The sequence below is a fragment of the Bacillus sp. Medicinal_06 genome (genome assembly GCF_056711665.1).
On the sequence record NZ_JBWYHD010000005.1, the window covers coordinates 239767 to 260143 of the forward strand.

A 20377-nucleotide genomic window follows, 5' to 3' on the forward strand; every position below is an offset into this window, starting at 1 on the left:
AGTGAAACTTCCATCAGTGGGGGTTTTCTTCATCCTCCACTGATTATCAGCCCTCACCAATCGGGCTTTTACGGGCAGTTGATCCCCCACCTAACTTCTTTGCTTTCGCTGAATTTTGAGGTGGAGTTCTTACTGCCCGTTAATGCGGGATAAATATAAGAAAGCTATCGAATCCGATAGCTTTCTTACATTTATATGTACTTCCTCAACTTTTCTAAATCCTCATAAATCAAATCCAACAAGCTTCTATTATAAAAAATAGAGGCAGGATGAAATGTTGGAAAAATACTATACACTTTCTCAGTCCATATAAAATCTGTACTTTGATTATTCTTCAATTTTCGCACCGGTTGCTTTAATAATTGTCCGTGAACATCCGTGATTTTCTTATCATTTCCTACCAAACGTTTTAATGCGATATTTCCAAGAGTCACAATAACCGGCGCCTGAATCCGTTCCAATTCATAATCTAACAAAGGAGCATGCACAAGGATTTCTCCTTGATTTGGTGTTCGGTTATATTTCTTCTGAACAACTTGTCCGCTTCGCTCTCTTTTCTCTCTCCATTTATAAGGCCGACTCCGAACAGCGCTCGTAATATAGACTTCTTCTCTTGTAAGACCGATCCGCTCTAAAAATCCCATTAACTGCTTCCCTGCTCTCCCGCTAAACGGAATTCCATTATAAATTTCAGTTTCTCCAGGTGCTTCTCCAACAAGCATCAGTTTCGATTTTTTGGGACCTTGCCCACATAAAAAACCTTCTAATGCATAGTTAGTACTTCGCTCTTTCACCTGCTCCACTAATGAATCTGGATATTGCATTTTCATCACCTTCACTCATAGTCACTTTACCTATACTTCTTATTATAACTTTCTCCCTAAAATTCATTACGCTCTCTTTTCTCATTTAAAGTCCCTAAATAGATCCCAAAACAAAAAGACTATCGAAATCGATAGTCTTTAGTCATCACTACGTTGCATACCTGTATACAGCAGTACTAGACGAAGTAATTCAAATACCGCTACAGCTGCAGCTGCCACATATGTTAATGCCGCTGCATTTAATACTTTACGAGCTTGCCCATATTCATCTGTCGATACAATTCCAAGTGCTTCGATTTGCTGCATGGCGCGTTTTGAAGCATCAAATTCAACCGGTAATGTAACAAGTTGGAAAATGACACCTGCTGCCATTAAAACAATTCCTAGTAACAATAAACCAGACATTTGTGCAAACATACCAATTAGAATAAAAATCCACGACATATTTGAACCAAAGTTTGCCACTGGAACTAATGAATGACGAAAACGCATGAATTTATAATCTTTCGCATCTTGAATCGCATGCCCTACTTCATGAGCTGCTACAGCTGTTCCAGCAACTGAATGACCATAATAGTTATCAGTTGACAAGCGAACCGTTTTAGCTGTTGGATCATAGTGATCAGATAAATGTCCTGGCGTTTCTTCTACAGCTATGTTATATAATCCATTTTCATCTAAAATTTTCCGAGCTACTTCCGCTCCTGTCATACCTGATGTTGAATACACTTGTGAATATTTACTATAAGCACTGCGGACTTTTGACTGTGCATACAACGGTATGATCATAATAATCGCGAAGTAAATTAAATAAAAAGCCATCATGAACCTCCATTGAAGTCTTAATTGTAGTACTATCCATTCTATTTTCTTCTTTAAACATTGTCAATAAAGAAACCTTACAATCCTTGCCTGTATTAGTAAACTCATCGATTTTTAGAATGTATTCCGCTAGTACGCTTTGCTTTTTCTCCCTTATATTTTCTCCAACCGACGTATGTTAATGTGAATAAAATGAGCCCACCTGTAATTGTCATAAACCATATGAGAGAAGAATCCACTTCATCTTTCTTTGCCGTTTGAAATATTTTTTGTAAATCTCCTTTTATAATCCCCAATTGCGTTTTTCCGCTTTTATTTTTTAACATGACATTACGAAATTCGTCCAAATACGATAAATGCGCATTTACACGCTGTGATTGATTTTCTGGCAATGCAATCATTAAACTTGGATAAATCACATCAAATTCATGTAAAAATGTATTTAGCGATTGTTGGAATCGTTCATCATCTTCTACTTGAAGTGCCTTTTCGACTTTAGCAAAAGCCCCCATAACACGACCCTCTCGTTCTACCCAAAGCGGTTGATATTTAGACACCTTTGCATCTACCACGAGTTGTAATGCCAATACATCATCTATTTTTATTTGCCGATCTACACTTTCTTCCCCAAGTGATTGCTGCGCTTTGTCATATGCTAAAGAAATTACCCGAAAATGTATAGGTGTTAGCTCATTCTCTTTTTCATTCTCTCGTAATACAAATTGCTCTGAGAAATACTGTAATACTTGCGTTGCTTTTTCATATTCTTCTTGTTTTACAAGTTGTAAGGAATCATCTAATAGCCCCGTCAACTCATTCCATTTTTCAGCATATATGCGTACTGGAAACAATATGATCATAAACGCTATCATTCCAATTAAGACTCTCTTCATTCCGGTCCCCCCTATAACTACTAGTACAAAATATGTTAAGGTGGACAAGAATAGAACAGAACGAAGCTGAAAAATATTTTATCTCGATTGGTGAAAACTCATAACTAGTGGTGATGAAGAATCTCCTCTAGTTAAAATTTCTCTTTATCGAAACTCTTCCCTTTCTTCGTAAATAACGATACATAAAATAACAAACCGCACTACCACATAAAATGAATAGCAAAATTGCACATGCTGCATGCATAAAAAATTGTTCCGGTAACATGAGAATAACAGGATCTTTTTCACTATCAAACTGCCAATAATCATTGCTAAAAAGAAGTTTATGAAATAGGACAAAACTTTTTTCAAAATCAATTACAATAGGTAAAACAAGCGCAATCGGGAATATAATGGTCAAAATTGCGCCATGTAATAAAAACTTCACTTTTCGTTTACGTAGTAAATACACCCCGCCCAGTAAAGCGATTCCAAGCGCCATATACATTCCGTATTGAATGTTCACTAAAATATTTTTCACATCAACAAAATGAATTCTTCCGTTTGTTGACATATCTAATGTAGGAAACTGTAATGGTCCATGATAAAAAGGAGAAAGGTATGTAATTAGTACATCATAGTTCTTCTTAATTTCTGACTCTGTCATATTCGCTAAATCTGGTATATTTAAAAAATGTATATCTGCATAGTATAGCCATTTTCCGTATACGACAATGGTAGTTGCAATCGCAAAAATAAAAAATGCTATACAGTATGAAACAATAACAGTAATCAATCGATCCAATACTCTTACACCAATCTTCTTTTCATTCATTTCGGTTCCCCAATTCTTCATTTAATTTTATCCCGCTACTTTAGGACAGTAACACTCCCAATTGATGAGGACTGATAATCAGTAGGAGGATGAAAAAACCACTGATTAAAGTTTCACTTTATAGCGAAAACTGCTTTCGATTCTTACTCAAACAATAATAATACGTAATAGCTAGTACAGCGACACTTAGCCAAAATGTAAAATAACCGATTTGTTCTATAAACAAATGCATGATACCATATCTTGGCATTTGCCAAAATAAATAATCAATAACATCATTGTGTAACGTCCATATGACTGCTACAATATAATGCCACTTTTTTATACGGTAAAACGGGGCATACAATAAACCTTGTACAGCCATTGCAAAATGAGAAAATACCAACATATAACTGATAAACCCAAGGTCTCCCTTAACTATAAACATAATACCATTTACAACAACAGCCCATATACCATATTTCATTAAGGAAACGATTGCTAAGGCTTCGATTAGCCCCCAATTTTTATTGCACAAAAAGGCCAATAATACAAAAACAAAAAAGAAACTTGCAATAGGACTATCAGGAACAAATGGCCAGAATATCACTGAAGTTTCCATCAGTTGATCTCCATACCAAAGGAAACCATATATTGTCCCTAAAATGTTAATGATGAGCAAAAATAATAAAACGGAACGCTGTCTTAATAAAGCATACAAATAAACCAATCTATATGTACAACACCTTTCAAATATAGTAGTTCTTCATTACATCAAAATACCCATTCTATATAAATACAAATTGAAAAACTGATATAAACCCTTTCTTTTTGGCTGGAAGGGGGCGACCACTGATATCTTAAAAAATCAAAATGTATTTATATATTATACCAAACTTCTTATTCCAAATAGAAAAGCTGACTACAAAATTGCAGTCAGCTCTCTCTTATTTTTTATTATATTTCGCAATGAACTCTGAAAGTTTTTTCAGCTCTTCATCCGTACCTTTAAATACCCCTTTAGGCATTGCACCTTTTCCATCTTTCGCGATCTTTGCAATTTCCTCTGGTTTTAAAGTTAAGTTTTGCAGTGCTGGTGCCGCTGCACCACCTTGCAAGTTATCACCGTGACATGTTAAACACGTATTTTTTTGCACAAGCTTATAACCTTCATCATTTTTATCAACTTGAACCGTTTTAACAATCGCACCTTGTTTTTTTGCAGCTTCCCAGTCATGGTGCGCCACAGATTCCCATGTTAAAAAGATGATAGAAGCAATTGCTAAAAGCATAAATCCAGTTGCAACTGGACGTTTCAATGGACGTCTTTCAGGACCTCGATCGAGAAATGGAGCCAATAACAATGCTCCAAATGCAATCCCTGGCATAATAAACGCGCCAATTACAGTAAACGGGCCTGATGCATATGAGTATTTTAACAATTGATATAAAAATAAGAAGTACCAGTCTGGAAGTGGTATATATCCTGCATCTGTAGGATCCGCCATTCTCTCAAGTGGTGACGGGTGCGCCACCGTTAAACATAAATAACCGATTAAAAAAACCGCACCAACCATCCATTCTTTCAATAAGAAGTTCGGCCAAAACGCTTCTGTTTTCCCTGGATATTCAGAATAATCTTTCGGGATATTCGGTTTACGTGCAACAGGTACCCGTGAATCTCCCACAAACTTCATCCCTTTACCGCGATGCATAATCTCCCTCCTTTAATTCAATTTTTCTCCTATTCTTTCAAATTAGCAATCTCTTATAGCGGACCAGAAATACCTTGTTTGCGAATCATGATGAAGTGGAAGGCCATTAAGCCTAGAAGTGCTGCTGGTAAGAAGAAGACGTGAATAGCAAAGAAGCGAGTTAATGTTTGAGCCCCAACAATTTCGGAATGACCAGCAAGTAATGTTTTAATATAAGGGCCGATAAGCGGTGTTTGCTCCGCAATTTGAATCCCTACTTTTGTTGCAAATAACGCTTTCATATCCCATGGTAATAAATATCCGGTAAAACCAAGACCTAGCATAACAAAGAAAATAAGAACACCGACAATCCAGTTTAATTCACGAGGTTTCTTATATGCACCTTGGAAGAAAACCCTAAGTGTATGTAAAAACATCATTACAATTACAAGGCTGGCACCCCAATGGTGCATGCCGCGAACAATTTGCCCATATGCAACTTCATTTTGTAAATAATAAACAGATTCCCAGGCATTTTTAATATCAGGCACATAATACATTGTTAAAAACATACCTGATAAAATTTGAATCACAGTGACGAAGAATGTTAGCCCTCCAAAGCAATAGACAAATGCTGAAAAATGATGCGCTGGGTTTACATGCTCTGGTACTTCATGGTCTGCAATATCACGCCATATTGGTGTAATATCCAACCTTTCGTCCACCCAATCATAAATTTTATTTAGCATCTATTTCGCACCCCCTTGTGGCTTTGCTTTACCTAGATAAAGCGTTCCATCCTTTACTTTTGCTTCATACAAATCAAGCGGTGCGAGCGGTGGAGTTCCCTTCACATTCGTACCATCTTTCGTATAACGCCCCGCGTGACAAGGACAAAAGAATTGATTTGGATGACTCTTGTCCGAATTCCAGTTTACCGTACACCCTAAATGTTTACACACCGGAGATAATGCCACTATGTCGCCGCTTTCATTTTTATACACCCACGCTGATTTTGGCTCTTCTGACTTATACCAACCATCAACTTGTTTCACTTTAAAGTCGAAGCGTTTTGGTTCTGCTGAAATCTCTTTTACTTGCGCAACAGCAACCATATCTCCCCCTGCTTCTTTCCTTAAAACTGGATCAAGCGCAAAACGCGTCATCGGCATTAAAATTCCAGCTGCCATAAAACCTCCTACACCTGTAAGCGTGTAGTTCAAAAATTGTCTTCTTGACACACGATGTTCTTTCTCGCTCACGAAAATTTCCCCCCTCTATCAGAAATTGTCCCCCCGTGACAAAACAGTATAAAAATAAAAACTAGGACACTATCATGATATAATACCCACATGCGCAGGTCAATATCATACTACTCATAATCATAAGAACTATCTGGTTATTTTTTATTTTCCCACTTTTCTGTTAATAAAGCCATTATATTTTTTACATGCGCATGAATTATTTCTCTTTTCGCTTGATCACTAAATTCTTCTAGCGATAGAGCGGGTAACCAAAACAAATGACCTGACAATGCAGTTTCAGCCTCTTTCCATGAAAAATCACTTGTAACATATGCAATATGTTTCAATCCTTGCTCTTGTAAGTGACTTGTCCAATCTTGCAGACGCTCTTGCTCCCCCTTTTGTTGTTCAACTAAATAAGTAAACGGAGGTAGTAGAAACACCCTTCCTTTATATTCTCTTTCTAACTCCCTGCTTAAATTTTCAATAAATTCCCCTTGTGCAACAATACTTTTCATTTCTTTTGTTACTGAAATAGAAAGAAGGGGTATAATACCAGTATCCACATATTCTCTAGCTTGTTCAAATTGCTCTGCATCTTTTACAACCCATTTCACCATAATTCCCCCCTTTACCTCTTATTCCATTTTAAATGACAGAACTTTCACTTTATATCTATTAAACCATACTAAAACAGGTAAAAAAAGAAAAACTACCTATATTAGGTAGTTTTTCTTCAAATAGTCAGAAGTTTGTCAAAATTAAATAAAATTAACATTCCTTACAAGCTTTTCAATTCCTCTGTTAACTTACAAAAAGCTTCCTTATCCTGATTGTCCAGCGCTTCATCGATTTGTTTTAAAAGTCGATCTCTTCGAAATGAAAATACACTCTCTTCTAAAAATCGTTCTGCAAGTAAACGATCTTTTTCATTTACTTCAATATGCTTTGGTAAGTATGGATTTTCTTCTAATACCGCTACATAATTTGCATTTTGAAACGATGATTTAAAATTAAGTTGAATATAAATATCCTCATCTCGATTTAAACGAATGTCATGAAACGATTTTTCTGCATCCGTCGTCATAACATTTTGTTTAAAGAAGTGAAACGGTGTATCTTTCACGCAATTTGCTGACATCACTAAGCCACGAGGGCAATATTTTGCATGTTCTACGAAGTGGACCTTGTGCATTAATTGGTCATGACTCATTAAATAATTTAAAATCCATACACATTCACGCTGTTTCAGTTGATAATTGTTTAAAAACCATTTTACGAAATCCTTCTTCTCGTTTACAGAAACAGGGGTATTCATAGCGCTTAGTCCCTCCTCTGTCTTTCTTTTTTCTTATTTTTTAAATTCAAGAAGCAGCATTCACTTTCCTTCCAACTTATGAAAAATCCTCTAAATTATATAGCAATTCTTCGATGTGAATTTGTGTCGGATCCAGTTGTAATAAGCGTGTAAATACTTCTTTCGCTTCTTTTCGTAACCCTTCTTCTAATAAGAAATAGCCGTACTCTTCCAAGAAATCTGGATGATTCTTAAAAGAAGTATATGCACTCTCATAGTGTTTTAATGCATCAGAATACATTTCTAATTGTTTTTTAGCAAATGCCAAATCCCAAAGTAATTGCGTATCTTGCTCTCCACTGTCCATTGCATTTTCTACAACAGCGATCAACTCTTCATATTTTTCTTGTTCTTTTAAGATATATGCATATTTTAATATCGCACCTAAATGTCCTGGATCAAGCTGTAATGCTTTTTGAAGCAATTCTTCAGCTTCTGCTAATTTTCCTATCTTCGCCGCAATATTTGCAAGTTCTACATAAAGAGGCACGGATAACTCATCAATTTTAATTCCTTCATGAAGTGTTTCATAACTTTCTTGAAGCATTCCTTCTTTTTCATAACATTTAGCTAAATACATATATAAGGATGCATATTCCGGGTCTAATTCTTTTAATTCTTGCCAAGCCCCGATTGATCTTTGATACTCTTCACCTTGATAAAGTGTAAATGCATAGCCAAATAAAGAATGAATATCTTTCTGTTCCTCTAATCCTTCTTCATAGTATGTAATTGCTTCTTCCCAGTTTCCAATTGCACTTAACGTTTCCGCCAGGCGAAGGGCAATTACAACACCTCCCATTACCTTGTGCTCAGAAAGTAATGACTGATAATAGGCAATTGCTTTTTGCTCTTCACCTTTGCTACTATAAAGTTCTGCTAGTCCAAAAGTTATAACAGGCTCTTCTGGCATCATTTCTTTTGCTTTTAATAACTTTTGTTCTGCGACATCATCGAAGCCCTGCATTTGAAATAAATCCGCAACAAGTAGTAGGGATTGAACATACAGTTCGTCATCTTCAGGAATATCATGGAGTACTTCGATTGCCTCATCTTCTTTATCTAAATCAATATATAACTCTGCTAAAAAGATTGTAAACTCGCTTTCCTCGGGATATAACAACCGTAAATCTTCTGTAATCGCTAACGCTTCATCAATAAATCCAAGCGTATGGTAGTAACGAGCAATATCATATTTCTCTTCGTCCGTCCCTTGTTTTACCAATTCTTTTAATTGTTCTAATCCTTTTTCTGCTTCACCGTTTTCAATGTAAGAAACAGCCTGTTCAAACTTTTGCATAAATGTCTCCTTTAACTCTTATAATATTCTCTTCTGTTCATTAATCATAAACAACAGTCGTCATGTAAGCAACTAAAAGGATGCAGAAAAGAATCTTTCCAAACTGAAAAGATTCTTTTGCTTCACAGAGATTCTAACTGCTCAAAAAAATTCGGATAGGATACAGCAACTGCATCACCATTTTCAATTTGTATGTATATATCTTTATTGTACTTCTTTCTTTCTTCATCATGCAAATATGTTTAATCTAAAAGAAAACGACTCCTACTAATAGGAGCCGCTACCATTTTTAAGAATATGTTTCTTCTTTCTTTACAAGTTCCGTAAGTAATTCAATAATCTCATCATTCTCTTCTTTTAAACCAACCGTAATTCGAATACCCTCAGGCAAGCCAAATGCAGCACCTGAACGAACAATATACCCTTTTCGCATTAATCTTTCAAATGCTTCGTTACCAGGAATTCCAAGCTCTAAGAAGATGAAATTTGTTTGTGATGGATAATAAAAAACGTCGTATTTCTCACAGAACGTATAATATTGATTTAATCCTTCGGCATTTCGCTTCACACACTCTTGTAAAAACACCTGATCTTCTATTGCAACTGACGCTACAGCTTGCGCAATAGTCGACGTATTAAACGGTAGTCTCGCTACTTCTAATTGCTGTATAAGTTTTTCATTCCCTACAGCATAACCAAGGCGAAAAGCAGCTAAACCATATGCTTTTGAAAATGTACGTAGCACCATAAGGTTTTCATACTCTTCAAGAAGCGGTAATGTTTGCGGATAATCTTCTGCTCCTGCATATTCATAGTATGCTTCATCCATAATGACAAGCGTCCTTTTCGGAACTGCCTCTAAAAATGAAAGTAATTTTTGTTTTTCTACATATGTTCCTGTTGGATTATTCGGATTACAAATCCATACAATTTGTGTTTTCTCATCAATTTTCTCAAGCATCGCATCCAAGTCGTGAATACCATCCTTAAGTGGCACTTCACGAACCTCTGCTCCTTCAATCACAGCATGGTGGTAGTATTGTGAAAATGTTGGATTTGCCATTACAACATTTGTACCTTTATGTAATAAAGCACGACTAATCATTTGAATGACTTCATCTAATCCACTACCAAACAAAAGTTGTTCTACTTTCACATGAAGATGCGCAGCTACTTTTTCACGAAGTTCAAAAGCTGCTCCATCTGGATACAAAGCATATTGCGTACTTAAGGAAGCTAAAACTTCCGTTACACGTTTTGAACAACCAAATGGGTTTTCATTAGATGCTAATTTCACAATTTTAGATAATCCATATTCTCTTTTTACTTCTTCAATGTTTTTGCCAGGTACATATGCTTTCAAAGTTAACAATTGCTCTTTTACTCTCATTTTTATTCCCCCTGTCATTTTACTAGATCAGGCCGAAGTATAGTTGCCTTTTCTACATACACATGCTTTACTTCATGTTGTAATTTTTTGTCATGACCGTCATCATTACACGAATACACTTCTACAAAGCATTGGGTACTCCTATCTCTTTCACGCACATCACCGGTACATATATACATTCTTCTAAACGTCTTAATGCCGCTGCAGGAAAACAATTATTCAGATCTGCCGTCATAGAAAGTAAAACCGACACGATATCAGTAGGGCAAACTTCATTTTCATTTATGATTTCGTTTACTAAATACTCTGTTGCAATTAATATTTCTTAGGATTCATTATGTTCGACTGTAATCGCGCCGCGTATTGCGTGATTTAAATAGATTCCCCATCTCTTTGAAATGCTTCTAATGCAACATGAACAGTCTCATCTGAAATAGATACGACATTCACTACCCCATATTCCTGCATAAGTACCATATGAATTATTCCTGCGTTCGCTTTTTTATCTTGTTTCATCACTTGTATAAGACGTTCTACATTTAAATGAATCGGCATATCTGGATAACCATACTGAGAAAACCAACGCTTCATTTCTTTATAGCCAAGGTCCACCTTATAAATTTGCTCACTTAAAAATATAGCGAATAGCATACCAATTGCAACCCCATCGCCATGTGTGATGTTGCCATATCCCATCTCTTTTTCAAGAGCATGCCCTAATGTATGCCCAAAGTTTAAATGAGCACGCACTCCTTTTTCCGTTTCATCTTGAGCTACAATATTCGCCTTTACAGGAATCGCTCTCTTTAAAATATAAATTAACTTTTCATCTCTTATATCTTCTAATGTCTTCACTTCACGCTTTAACCAATGATATAATTCCACATCACCAATCAAAGCATGTTTAATTGCTTCCGCAAATCCTGAACGCCATTCTTTTTCCGGTAACGAGTTTAAAAACGGTGTATGATACAGCACTGCTTCCGGCTGATGAAACGCTCCAATCATATTTTTTCCTAATGGATGATTAATGGCAACTTTTCCACCAACTGCACTGTCATGCGCTAGTAACGTTGTTGGAACTTGAATGAAGCGAATACCACGCATAAATGTCGCCGCAATAAAACCAGCTAAATCACCGATCATTCCTCCTCCAAGTGCAACAACTAAAGAATGTCGATCTATCCCATTTTCAAGCGCTGAAGTATGAGCCGCATAAAAATTTTCAAATGATTTTTCTTTTTCTCCACTTGGAACAACAAATGAAAAAACATGTTTTTCTACTTGCAATGCATTCATAACTTTTTCTAAATGAAATGATGCGACAGATTCATCAGAAATAATCATTATATTAGAAACAGCTGGCTTCATATTTCGAACAAGCATTGTCAAATGTGACAACGCATCTTTTCCTATATATACATCATACTCTTTAGACTGCGTCTGAATATGTATTTTTTCCATTAAAATCCCCTCGCATATTCATTATGTTTCTTTATATTTTCACGAATACTATCTATACGATCTGCTCCAAATTGTTCTACTAGAGCTACCGCTAGCTCCCACGCAACGACTGCTTCCGCCACAACGCTAGCTGCCGGTACAGCACAACTATCCGAACGTTCAATGCTCGCTGAAAAAGATTCTTTCGTATCAATATCAACGCTTTGAAGGGGTTTATACAGGGTTGGAATTGGTTTCATGACGCCTCGAACAACAACCGGCATTCCTGTTGTCATACCGCCTTCTAATCCACCCGCATGATTTGTTCTTCTTGTATATCCATCTTCCTTATCCCAAAGAATTTCATCATGCACTTGACTCCCTGGTTTATGCGCTGCTTCAAATCCAATACCAATTTCTACACCTTTAAAAGCGTTAATGCTCATTACTGCGGCTGCTAATTTCGCGTCAAGTTTTCGATCGTAATGGACATAGCTTCCTACTCCAATTGGCATTCCTTCCACAATCACTTCTACAATGCCACCAATAGAATCTCCACTTGTTTTCGCATCATCAATTGCCTGCATCATTTTTTTTCCTGCTTCTTCATCTAAACAACGAACAGGAGACGCTTCTGTAATTTCTTGTAGTCGTTCTATTGAGTCATATGTAAGATTTTCTGCCTGCACACCACCAATTTCAATTACATGCCCTGCAACCTTGACACCTAACTCTGCTAAAAGTTTTTTTGCAACAGCACCTGCTGCAACTCGAACTGTTGTTTCACGTGCCGAAGAGCGTTCAAGTACATTTCTCATATCACGGTGCCCGTATTTAATGGCACCATTTAAATCAGCATGACCAGGTCTTGGTCTTGTAATTTGTCTTTTCATCTCTTTTGCTTCTTGTTCAGTCAACGGATCTACTCCCATAATCTTTGTCCAATGGGTAAAATCTCGATTTTCTACAACGAGCGCAATTGGAGACCCGAGTGTATGTCCATGTCTAACACCACTGACAATTTGCACTTGATCTTTTTCAATTTGCATGCGTCTTCCGCGGCCGTATCCTTTTTGTCTTCTCGCTAACTCTTCATTTATATCATCCGCCACTAGAGATAAACCTGCCGGAATTCCTTCTAAAATCGTTGTAAGTTGCGGACCATGAGACTCACCAGCTGTCATATATCTCATCGGTTATTCCTCTTTTCTTGTATTTATTTCATTTGCTCTAGCAATACTACAACATCATACTAAAAACGAAAATAGCAGGGCAGAACACATACTATTCGTTTAAACATCATTTGCCATTCTGTTGATACATAAAGTAAAGTTTCTTAATTAATAGAAACTTTACTTTATGTATCAATATATCATACCAAGCTTACCTTCGTAACTATTTGAAACTAAAAAAGTGCAAGAGGAAGTAATTATCCCCTTGCACTTTTCACTATTATCACAGTGATTAAAGCGTTTACAAATTATTTTAAAATAATTAGTAAATCCATTGATTCATTAATTTTGAGTAATCTACTAACTCTTCTTCTTTGAAGAAAATACCAATCTCACGTTCTGCACTTTCTAGAGAATCAGAACCATGGATAATATTTTTCGCAACTGTTACACCAAAATCGCCACGAATTGTACCTGGTGCCGCTTCATGAGGTCTTGTTTTACCCATCATATTACGAGCAGTATCTACTACACCTTCACCTTGCCATACCATCGCAAAAACAGGACCAGATGTAATGAAATCTACTAATTCACCAAAGAAAGGTTTTTCTGTGTGCTCAGCGTAATGTTGTCCTGCAATTTCTGGAGTCACTTGCATTAATTTCGCACCAACTAATTGAAAGCCCTTTTTCTCAAAGCGAGCTACAATTTCCCCAATGAAGGCACGTTGTACACCGTCTGGTTTTACCATTAGAAATGTTTTTTCCATAAAAAATCTCTCCACTTCTGAATTATGTATGTAATTGTATATCCCCACACACATATTAACACCCTTATCACAATTGTGCAATAGTTTTGAAATAGAGAGATTATTTTATTTGTAAAAGAAATGCATTAAAATTTTCGTTTTCCAATATACTTTGCGACATTTTGCAATGCATATTTTGCTTGCCCACGTGGCAATGGCTTTATTACCTCTAATGCTTTATGTAAATAACGTTCACTAAACGCAAAGGCTTGGTCAATTGCTGGGCTATTTTTAATCCCATGAATAATTTCATTCATTTCACTTGCCGTTGTATTTTCATGAACTGCTACAATTTTCTCTCGGAGTTTCGGATCCTCCATAGCATACAGCGCTGGCAGTGTAACATTTCCCTGTAACAAATCTCCACCTGCAGGCTTTCCAAGCTTTTCTTCTGTTGACACAAAATCTAAAATATCATCAATGATTTGATAAGACATACCAACAAAATAGCCATACCAAAACAAACGATTCACCGTATCACGATTCGCTCCCGAAGCAATAGCACCTAACTGACAACTTGCCGCAATTAATAGTGCTGTTTTCCTCTTTATTCTTCGTAAATACGTTCTTAAATTTTGATTGTAATTATACTTATCCTTAATTTGTTCAATTTCACCTTTACAAACTTCCAAAATTGTATACGACAAGGCTTGATGTGCTTCTGGAACTTCTAAATTGGTAATACATTCAAGAGACTTCGCAAACAAATAATCTCCTGTATACATCGCAATTCGGTCTCCCCATTTCGCATTAACCGTTGGGCTACTACGTCGCAATAGCGCTGCATCAATTACGTCATCATGAACAAGAGAAGCCATATGAATAAGTTCTAGCGCAACTGCCACATGCTTAATTGCATCTAACTTATAGTCCCCAAATTTCCCTGCAAGCAACACAAAAACAGGACGAATTCGTTTCCCACCAGCTTCAATAAGTTGCAATGCCGCATCTTCTATTAGTTGTTGTTCTGAGGCAACAACCTTCTTTAATTCTTTTTCTATCACATTAATATCCGATCGTAAAAAAGAGTACATAAGTTGTAACTTCATATTGTTCACCTTAACCTAAAACGTCTTTTTTCTATTTTGATTCGGGTTTAAACCCTAAATGCATAGCTGCTACTCCAAAAGTAAATGGTTTCACTTGTACACGCTCAAGCCCAGCGGTCTCAAACATACTTGCTAATTCTTTCATCCCTGGGAATGTGCTGGCAGACTCTTGAAGCCATGAATATTCCTTATAACTTTTGGCAAACATCTTTCCAAATAACGGCATGATATATTTAAAATATAAAACATACATCTGACGAAAACCAACCATCGTTGGTTGAGATGTTTCTAAACAAATTACTTTTCCACCTGGTTTAACCACACGTGTCATTTCTTTTAATACGTGCATATAATCTGGAACGTTACGCAATCCAAAACCAATTGTTACATAATCAAATGTATTATCTTCAAATGGCAGTTCCATTGCATTCCCGTGCAGAAGTTCTACATGTTTTAATTCTAAAGCTTTTACTTTTTCTTTTCCGACAGATAGCATATTTTCACTAAAGTCTAATCCATATACTTTTCCAGTCGTTCCAACTGCATCCGCCATTGCAATTGTCCAATCAGCAGTTCCACAACACACATCTAACGCCTTACTTCCAGGCCGCACATCCATAATTCGCATCGTTTCTTTTCGCCATGCTTTATGTCTTTGAAAACTTATAACCGAATTCATTACATCGTATTTATCAGAGATTTTCTCAAATACATCATGTACTCTTTCTTCTTTTGATTGCTGCATGCTCTTACCCTTCTTCCAATATAAAATTGCTTATGTTTTCAATTTACCTTTTAAAGTAGAAACTAGATCCCCAATTTCTTTATGCTTTTGTAGAAATGTACGTTCTTGTTTGTCCACTTCTTCCAACCATTCTTTACAGACGGTTTCCACGTTTCTGTCATCATCATTTGATAGAGTCGCTTGAACCGCTTGAAAAACAGGTACATTTTGTCTTTCAGCATGCAATTGATACTCTTTTTGAAGACGCTCTCTCCCTAATACATACGCTATAAACGGCTTCCAATATGATACATGAAAATGATCACATGTTTTCTGCAAAAGTGCGGACTCAATCGTCATCATGCTTTCAATAACTTCATCAACTGTTTGATATGCCTTCTGATATAACATAATTTTATGTTCATTAATTTCTTTAATTCCTTCAGCCAGCGCACGAATCAGTACAATATCACAATTCATTGAAAGTAAATAATAATACAACCCACTATAATAGTCACCTGCAAGGACTGTAAGTTGACGCCGCTTATGAAATCCGCTCGTTTCTTTATCTGCTTTGTTTGACACCTTTTCATGTGTATCGAGAGCTATCTGCACAAGCATAATCGTTACTACATAATGATCAATTTGCTCTTTATGTAAATTTGTACTTTTTAAAGCAGCATATAAAAGCACTACTTTTTCTTCATCAATAAATGGTTCTTCAATATAGTTTATAAAATAAGGATGGCGCAGTTTTGCTAGCAACTGCTCCCTTATATCCGCATACCTTCCGTAGATGTCACACACAAAAAATCACCCTTGTTTTCTAATTCATAAAACCTATTATAACACATACATTCTATTTTCTATAACCAAAACTTGGGGAATCAAAACAAACTACAATTTAGATTTCTATTCATATAATATGCATAAAAAACAAAAAATCACTCATCCATAAGTTCATGGACAACCCAAAAAATATATGTAACTTTTTAAAGACGATATGTAACCATTCATAAAATGATATAAATAAAAAAGAAAAGCAGTTTCCCGCTTTCCTTTACTTCTCCTTAATAAAAGACAAAATTTCACTACGTGCCGCTGCGTTATTTTCTAGTACACCGCGCACTGCTGTAGTTACCGTTTTTGCACCAGGTTTCTTCACGCCGCGCATTGTCATACACATATGCTCTGCTTCAACAACTACCATCACACCATGTGGCTCTAGTACTTCCATAATAGAATCAGCTACTGTTGAAGTAATACGCTCTTGAAGTTGTGGACGACGTGCAATTGTATCTACAGTACGAGCTAATTTACTTAAACCCGTTACTTTTCCACCACGTGGAATATATGCAACATGAGCAACTCCATAAAAAGGAACGAGATGATGCTCACACATCGAATAAAACGGAATATCTTTCACTAATACAAGTTCTTCGTGATCTTCTCCAAACACTTTATGCAAATGTTCCTTCGGATCTTCGTGCATACCTGAAAATACTTCTGCATACATCTTCGCAACACGTTTTGGTGTATCTAGTACACCCTCACGGTTAGGATCGTCCCCAATCGCTTCTAAAATGAGGCGCACCGCCTGTTCAATTTGTTCTAAGTTAACTTTTACCATCCGCTTAACCCTCCCGAAAAACCTAAAAGTGATACGAACACATTCTAGCATATTTATGATTTTAAAAGCAAAAAGAAGAGTTCCCCAAAAAAGGAAACTCTTCTTCCCTGTTAATATGTAAGGATTATTTAACCGCATCTTTTAACGCTTTACCAGGTTTGAATGCAGGTACTTTACTTGCAGCGATTTCAATTTCCTCACCAGTTTGTGGGTTACGTCCTTTACGAGCCGCACGCTCACGAACTTCGAAGTTACCGAATCCGATCAATTGTACTTTATCACCTTGTTTTAAAGCTTCTAAGATAGAATCAAAAACAGCGTCAACTGCTTTTGTTGCGTCCTTTTTAGAAAGGGAACTTGCTTCTGCAACAGCATTGATTAAATCTGTCTTGTTCATGCCATTCACCTCCTCCCAAAGATAAGACTGTATAATGATCATAAAATGAGTCTTACTTTCATTTGTAGGCAATTTTTACAAATTCTATACTACAAAGATGTAGATAAATCATTATCAACGCCTATATTATACGATTCTCCTGTATAATTCAATATTTTTAAAGAAATTGTTACTACGAAAATGTGAAAAAACGATGAAACTTGACAATATGCTACAAAGTGTTAGATAATGGCTATTTATTTGCTAGCTACTCCCCTATAAAGCGAAACTTCTATCACGAACCGAGCACTTCTAGACCGTTATCTCTCCATATATCCTCCTTTTCGGTAGGTATCTTATACGAGATAAAAAACAAAAGCTCCCTGCGAGCAGGGAGCTTTTGTTTATAAAATAATGGCAATTAATCCGCCAGATCCTTCGTTAATAATTCTTTCGAGCGTTTCTTTTAATTTATAACGTGCATTTTCAGGCATTAAAGACAATTTTGCTTGAATCCCTTCTCGAACAATTGAACTCAGCGAACGTCCAAAGATATCAGAGTTCCATATAGAAAGCGGATCATCTTCAAAATCTTGCATTAAGTAACGGACAAGCTCTTCACTTTGCTTTTCAGTACCAATAATTGGCTCAAAAGTAGATTCAACATCGACTTTAATCATATGAATCGACGGTGCAACGGCCTTTAATTTCACACCAAATCGCGATCCATGGCGAATAATTTCCGGCTCATCTAGACTCATATCAGCTAATGCAGGTGCAGCCACACCATACCCTGTTTGTTTGACCATCCTTAAAGCATCTGAAACTTGATCATACTCCGTTTTCGCATGAGAAAAATCAAGCATCAACTTTAACAAATGATCTTTCCCTCTAATTTCTACGCCTACAACTTCTTTTAATATTTGATCGTACAACTCATCCGGTGCATATAAGTCAATTTCTGCAACACCTTGCCCCATATCGATCCCAGCTAGACTCGCCCGATCAATAAACTCATATTGACTAAACTGCCAGACAACACGGTCTACATCGCGAAGTCGTTTTATATCTTTAACTGTCTCTTGAACAGCTTCTTGATAACTTTGGCGTAACCAATGTCCTTCATTTAATACCATGACCCAGCTTGGTAGATTCACATTCACTTCCAAAACAGGGAATTCAAATAAAGCTTCGCGAAGTACATTGTAAACATCTGTTTCTCTTAAACTCTCCACACTCATTGCCAATACAGGAATATCATGCTCTTCTGATAAACTTTGACGTAACTGTTCTGTATCTGGATGATAAGGCTGTACAGTATTAATAATCATGATAAATGGTTTACCTACTTCTTTTAATTCATTGATAACACGTTCTTCTGCTTCTATATAATCCCGTCTTGGAATTTCTCCAATCGTTCCATCAGTTGTAATGACAACCCCAATAGTAGAATGTTCTTGAATTACTTTACGCGTTCCAATTTCAGCAGCCTCATGAAACGGGATAGGCTCTTCATACCAAGGTGTATTAATCATTCTTGGGCCATTCTCATCTTCGTATCCTTTCGCTCCAGGAACCGTATAACCTACACAATCTACTAATCGAATATTTACTTCAAGACCGTCATCAACCTGAATGGAAACCGCTTGGTTTGGAACAAATTTTGGTTCTGTTGTCATAATCGTACGTCCAGCGGCACTTTGAGGTAATTCATCTTGTGCTCTTTGACGATCTGAATCATTTTCGATATTCGGAATAACAACAAGTTCCATAAATTTTTTAATAAACGTTGATTTTCCTGTTCGAACAGCTCCTACAACCCCTAAATAAATATCACCGCCCGTGCGCTCAGCAATATCTTTAAAAATATCGACCTTTTCCAAGTGATTCCCTCCCTCAAAATTTTTGGGAATAATACAAGTTTGTATTCACATACAATAGCCTTCATTGATGTTTCTTATCATATAAAATATTCTAGAAGTGCGGACAATATATCATATGATTTTGTCCTAAATTCATATGACTATTTAAAAAGAACTTTTTGTTTTCATCATAAGTTGTATTACATGAAAAAAACCTTTCTTCTAGAACTTATTCGCTAAAAGAAAGGTTCATGACTTATCATTTAAAAAAAATTGGTTCTCCGTTTTTTACTGTATACGGTAAAGAGTACGCAGGCACAAATGGTGTATCTTTTAAAAGCATATTCCGAATATCTTCTCCCTCTTTTATTTTTTCTCCATTTTTTTGTAACATTTCATATAAATCCATTCGATAATCAACAAAAATCTCTCCTTTTTCATTGATTACAAGCGGCAACCCTCTTCCAGAATATGGACTTGTCACTTGCGGCACATCTTTATATCCCATTTTTTTAAAATCCAGTTCATAAACACCATCTGCAATAACCTTTTTAAAAGGAGGATATTGATGATCATCGCGATACATTCGCAACTTCAACTTGACATCTCGTATTTGTTCCGCCATTCTGACGTCAAGTAACTTTACCGTTGGATTTGTTTCTACATCTACTAATACATATTGATACACTCCACCACTTTCATATGCATTTCCAGGTGCTTCTTGTATATAACGTGGTGCAATTTTTTGAAAATCAATGGGGTATTTCTGATAAATTGGTGTATTCATATCACATGTTTTAATTGGTAATAAGCCACTATTTTGTTCCTTGTATGTATTGACTGCCTTTTGAACAGCTTGCAACTGATCTTCATAAGGGACAGCATTTTGTTTCATATTTTCTCTAGGATACATACATCCTGATAAAAGGCTTATACAACAAAATATTAAAATAATATATGGTTTTTTCACAGATAATCCATCCTTTATTTTCTCAA

General features: G+C 36.2%; 23 protein-coding genes. All 23 read right to left on the reverse strand.

All coding sequences use genetic code 11. The annotated features are described in order from the left end of the window. Nucleotides 1-191: 191 nt before the first annotated feature. The 23 genes from AC1M36_RS14140 to AC1M36_RS14250 all read right to left on the reverse strand — a co-directional run bounded on the left by AC1M36_RS14140 (nucleotide 192) and on the right by AC1M36_RS14250 (nucleotide 20351). Complete coding sequence (locus AC1M36_RS14140; RefSeq protein ID WP_420792340.1) at nucleotides 192-830, reverse strand: uracil-DNA glycosylase; 639 nt, start codon at nucleotides 828-830, stop codon at nucleotides 192-194. A gap of 132 nt (nucleotides 831-962) precedes the next feature. Beyond that, a complete protein-coding gene (locus AC1M36_RS14145; protein ID WP_336451784.1) occupies nucleotides 963-1646 on the reverse strand; it encodes a zinc metallopeptidase in 684 nt (227 codons plus the stop codon). A 104-nt stretch (nucleotides 1647-1750) separates the two neighbouring features. Then, nucleotides 1751-2539, reverse strand: coding sequence for a sporulation protein YpjB (gene ypjB / locus AC1M36_RS14150; RefSeq protein WP_479845971.1), 789 nt, complete (start codon nucleotides 2537-2539; stop codon nucleotides 1751-1753). Between the two features lie 127 nt (nucleotides 2540-2666). Continuing rightward, nucleotides 2667-3353 carry a lipoprotein intramolecular transacylase Lit gene (gene lit, locus AC1M36_RS14155; RefSeq protein WP_479845972.1) on the reverse strand — a complete coding sequence of 229 codons (687 nt, stop codon included), beginning with the start codon at nucleotides 3351-3353 and terminating at the stop codon, nucleotides 2667-2669. Between the two features lie 118 nt (nucleotides 3354-3471). Continuing rightward, entirely contained in the window at nucleotides 3472-4062 is a 591-nt protein-coding gene (lhaT, locus tag AC1M36_RS14160; RefSeq protein ID WP_336451781.1) for a lipoprotein heptaprenylglyceryl N-acetyltransferase LhaT, read from the reverse strand. Nucleotides 4063-4279: 217 nt separating this feature from the next. Continuing rightward, nucleotides 4280-5047 carry a menaquinol-cytochrome c reductase cytochrome b/c subunit gene (qcrC, locus tag AC1M36_RS14165; protein WP_098339215.1) on the reverse strand — a complete coding sequence of 256 codons (768 nt, stop codon included), beginning with the start codon at nucleotides 5045-5047 and terminating at the stop codon, nucleotides 4280-4282. A gap of 53 nt (nucleotides 5048-5100) precedes the next feature. Then, nucleotides 5101-5775: a menaquinol-cytochrome c reductase cytochrome b subunit gene (gene qcrB, locus AC1M36_RS14170; RefSeq protein WP_000932700.1), complete on the reverse strand. Its 675-nt coding sequence runs from the start codon at nucleotides 5773-5775 to the stop codon at nucleotides 5101-5103. Further along, entirely contained in the window at nucleotides 5776-6288 is a 513-nt protein-coding gene (locus AC1M36_RS14175; RefSeq protein ID WP_098339214.1) for a QcrA and Rieske domain-containing protein, read from the reverse strand. A 137-nt stretch (nucleotides 6289-6425) separates the two neighbouring features. Then, a complete protein-coding gene (locus tag AC1M36_RS14180) occupies nucleotides 6426-6890 on the reverse strand; it encodes a YpiF family protein (protein WP_336451780.1) in 465 nt (154 codons plus the stop codon). Nucleotides 6891-7051: 161 nt separating this feature from the next. Next, a complete protein-coding gene (locus tag AC1M36_RS14185) occupies nucleotides 7052-7588 on the reverse strand; it encodes a ReoY family proteolytic degradation factor (protein ID WP_003206504.1) in 537 nt (178 codons plus the stop codon). Between the two features lie 76 nt (nucleotides 7589-7664). Next, nucleotides 7665-8927 (reverse strand): tetratricopeptide repeat protein, encoded by a 1263-nt coding sequence (locus AC1M36_RS14190; RefSeq protein ID WP_479845973.1) that lies wholly within the window; start codon nucleotides 8925-8927, stop codon nucleotides 7665-7667. A gap of 289 nt (nucleotides 8928-9216) precedes the next feature. After that, on the reverse strand, nucleotides 9217-10317 hold the full coding sequence (hisC, locus tag AC1M36_RS14195; protein ID WP_479845974.1) for a histidinol-phosphate transaminase: 1101 nt from the start codon (nucleotides 10315-10317) through the stop codon (nucleotides 9217-9219). A gap of 121 nt (nucleotides 10318-10438) precedes the next feature. Further along, the gene (locus AC1M36_RS14200) at nucleotides 10439-10639 is read right to left on the reverse strand and encodes a chorismate mutase (protein WP_479846025.1); all 201 of its coding nucleotides are present in this window, start codon (nucleotides 10637-10639) and stop codon (nucleotides 10439-10441) included. Nucleotides 10640-10689: 50 nt separating this feature from the next. Then, complete coding sequence (gene aroB / locus AC1M36_RS14205; RefSeq protein ID WP_479845975.1) at nucleotides 10690-11781, reverse strand: 3-dehydroquinate synthase; 1092 nt, start codon at nucleotides 11779-11781, stop codon at nucleotides 10690-10692. Further along, complete coding sequence (gene aroC, locus AC1M36_RS14210; protein WP_336451776.1) at nucleotides 11781-12953, reverse strand: chorismate synthase; 1173 nt, start codon at nucleotides 12951-12953, stop codon at nucleotides 11781-11783. The genes aroB and aroC overlap by 1 nt, the downstream gene beginning before the upstream one ends. Before the next feature lie 301 nt (nucleotides 12954-13254). Beyond that, the gene (gene ndk, locus AC1M36_RS14215) at nucleotides 13255-13701 is read right to left on the reverse strand and encodes a nucleoside-diphosphate kinase (RefSeq protein ID WP_174099628.1); all 447 of its coding nucleotides are present in this window, start codon (nucleotides 13699-13701) and stop codon (nucleotides 13255-13257) included. 125 nt (nucleotides 13702-13826) lie between these two features. After that, nucleotides 13827-14789 carry a heptaprenyl diphosphate synthase component II gene (hepT, locus tag AC1M36_RS14220; protein WP_336451775.1) on the reverse strand — a complete coding sequence of 321 codons (963 nt, stop codon included), beginning with the start codon at nucleotides 14787-14789 and terminating at the stop codon, nucleotides 13827-13829. A 31-nt stretch (nucleotides 14790-14820) separates the two neighbouring features. Next, nucleotides 14821-15534 carry a demethylmenaquinone methyltransferase gene (locus AC1M36_RS14225; RefSeq protein ID WP_336451774.1) on the reverse strand — a complete coding sequence of 238 codons (714 nt, stop codon included), beginning with the start codon at nucleotides 15532-15534 and terminating at the stop codon, nucleotides 14821-14823. Nucleotides 15535-15564: 30 nt separating this feature from the next. Beyond that, complete coding sequence (locus AC1M36_RS14230; RefSeq protein ID WP_479845976.1) at nucleotides 15565-16320, reverse strand: heptaprenyl diphosphate synthase component 1; 756 nt, start codon at nucleotides 16318-16320, stop codon at nucleotides 15565-15567. Nucleotides 16321-16573: 253 nt separating this feature from the next. Continuing rightward, entirely contained in the window at nucleotides 16574-17143 is a 570-nt protein-coding gene (gene folE / locus AC1M36_RS14235; protein WP_336451772.1) for a GTP cyclohydrolase I FolE, read from the reverse strand. Nucleotides 17144-17267: 124 nt separating this feature from the next. After that, nucleotides 17268-17540 (reverse strand): HU family DNA-binding protein, encoded by a 273-nt coding sequence (locus tag AC1M36_RS14240; RefSeq protein ID WP_001043860.1) that lies wholly within the window; start codon nucleotides 17538-17540, stop codon nucleotides 17268-17270. 383 nt (nucleotides 17541-17923) lie between these two features. Further along, nucleotides 17924-19402: a stage IV sporulation protein A gene (gene spoIVA, locus AC1M36_RS14245; protein WP_336451771.1), complete on the reverse strand. Its 1479-nt coding sequence runs from the start codon at nucleotides 19400-19402 to the stop codon at nucleotides 17924-17926. A gap of 238 nt (nucleotides 19403-19640) precedes the next feature. Beyond that, entirely contained in the window at nucleotides 19641-20351 is a 711-nt protein-coding gene (locus tag AC1M36_RS14250; RefSeq protein WP_479846026.1) for a hypothetical protein, read from the reverse strand. Nucleotides 20352-20377 lie beyond the last annotated feature (26 nt).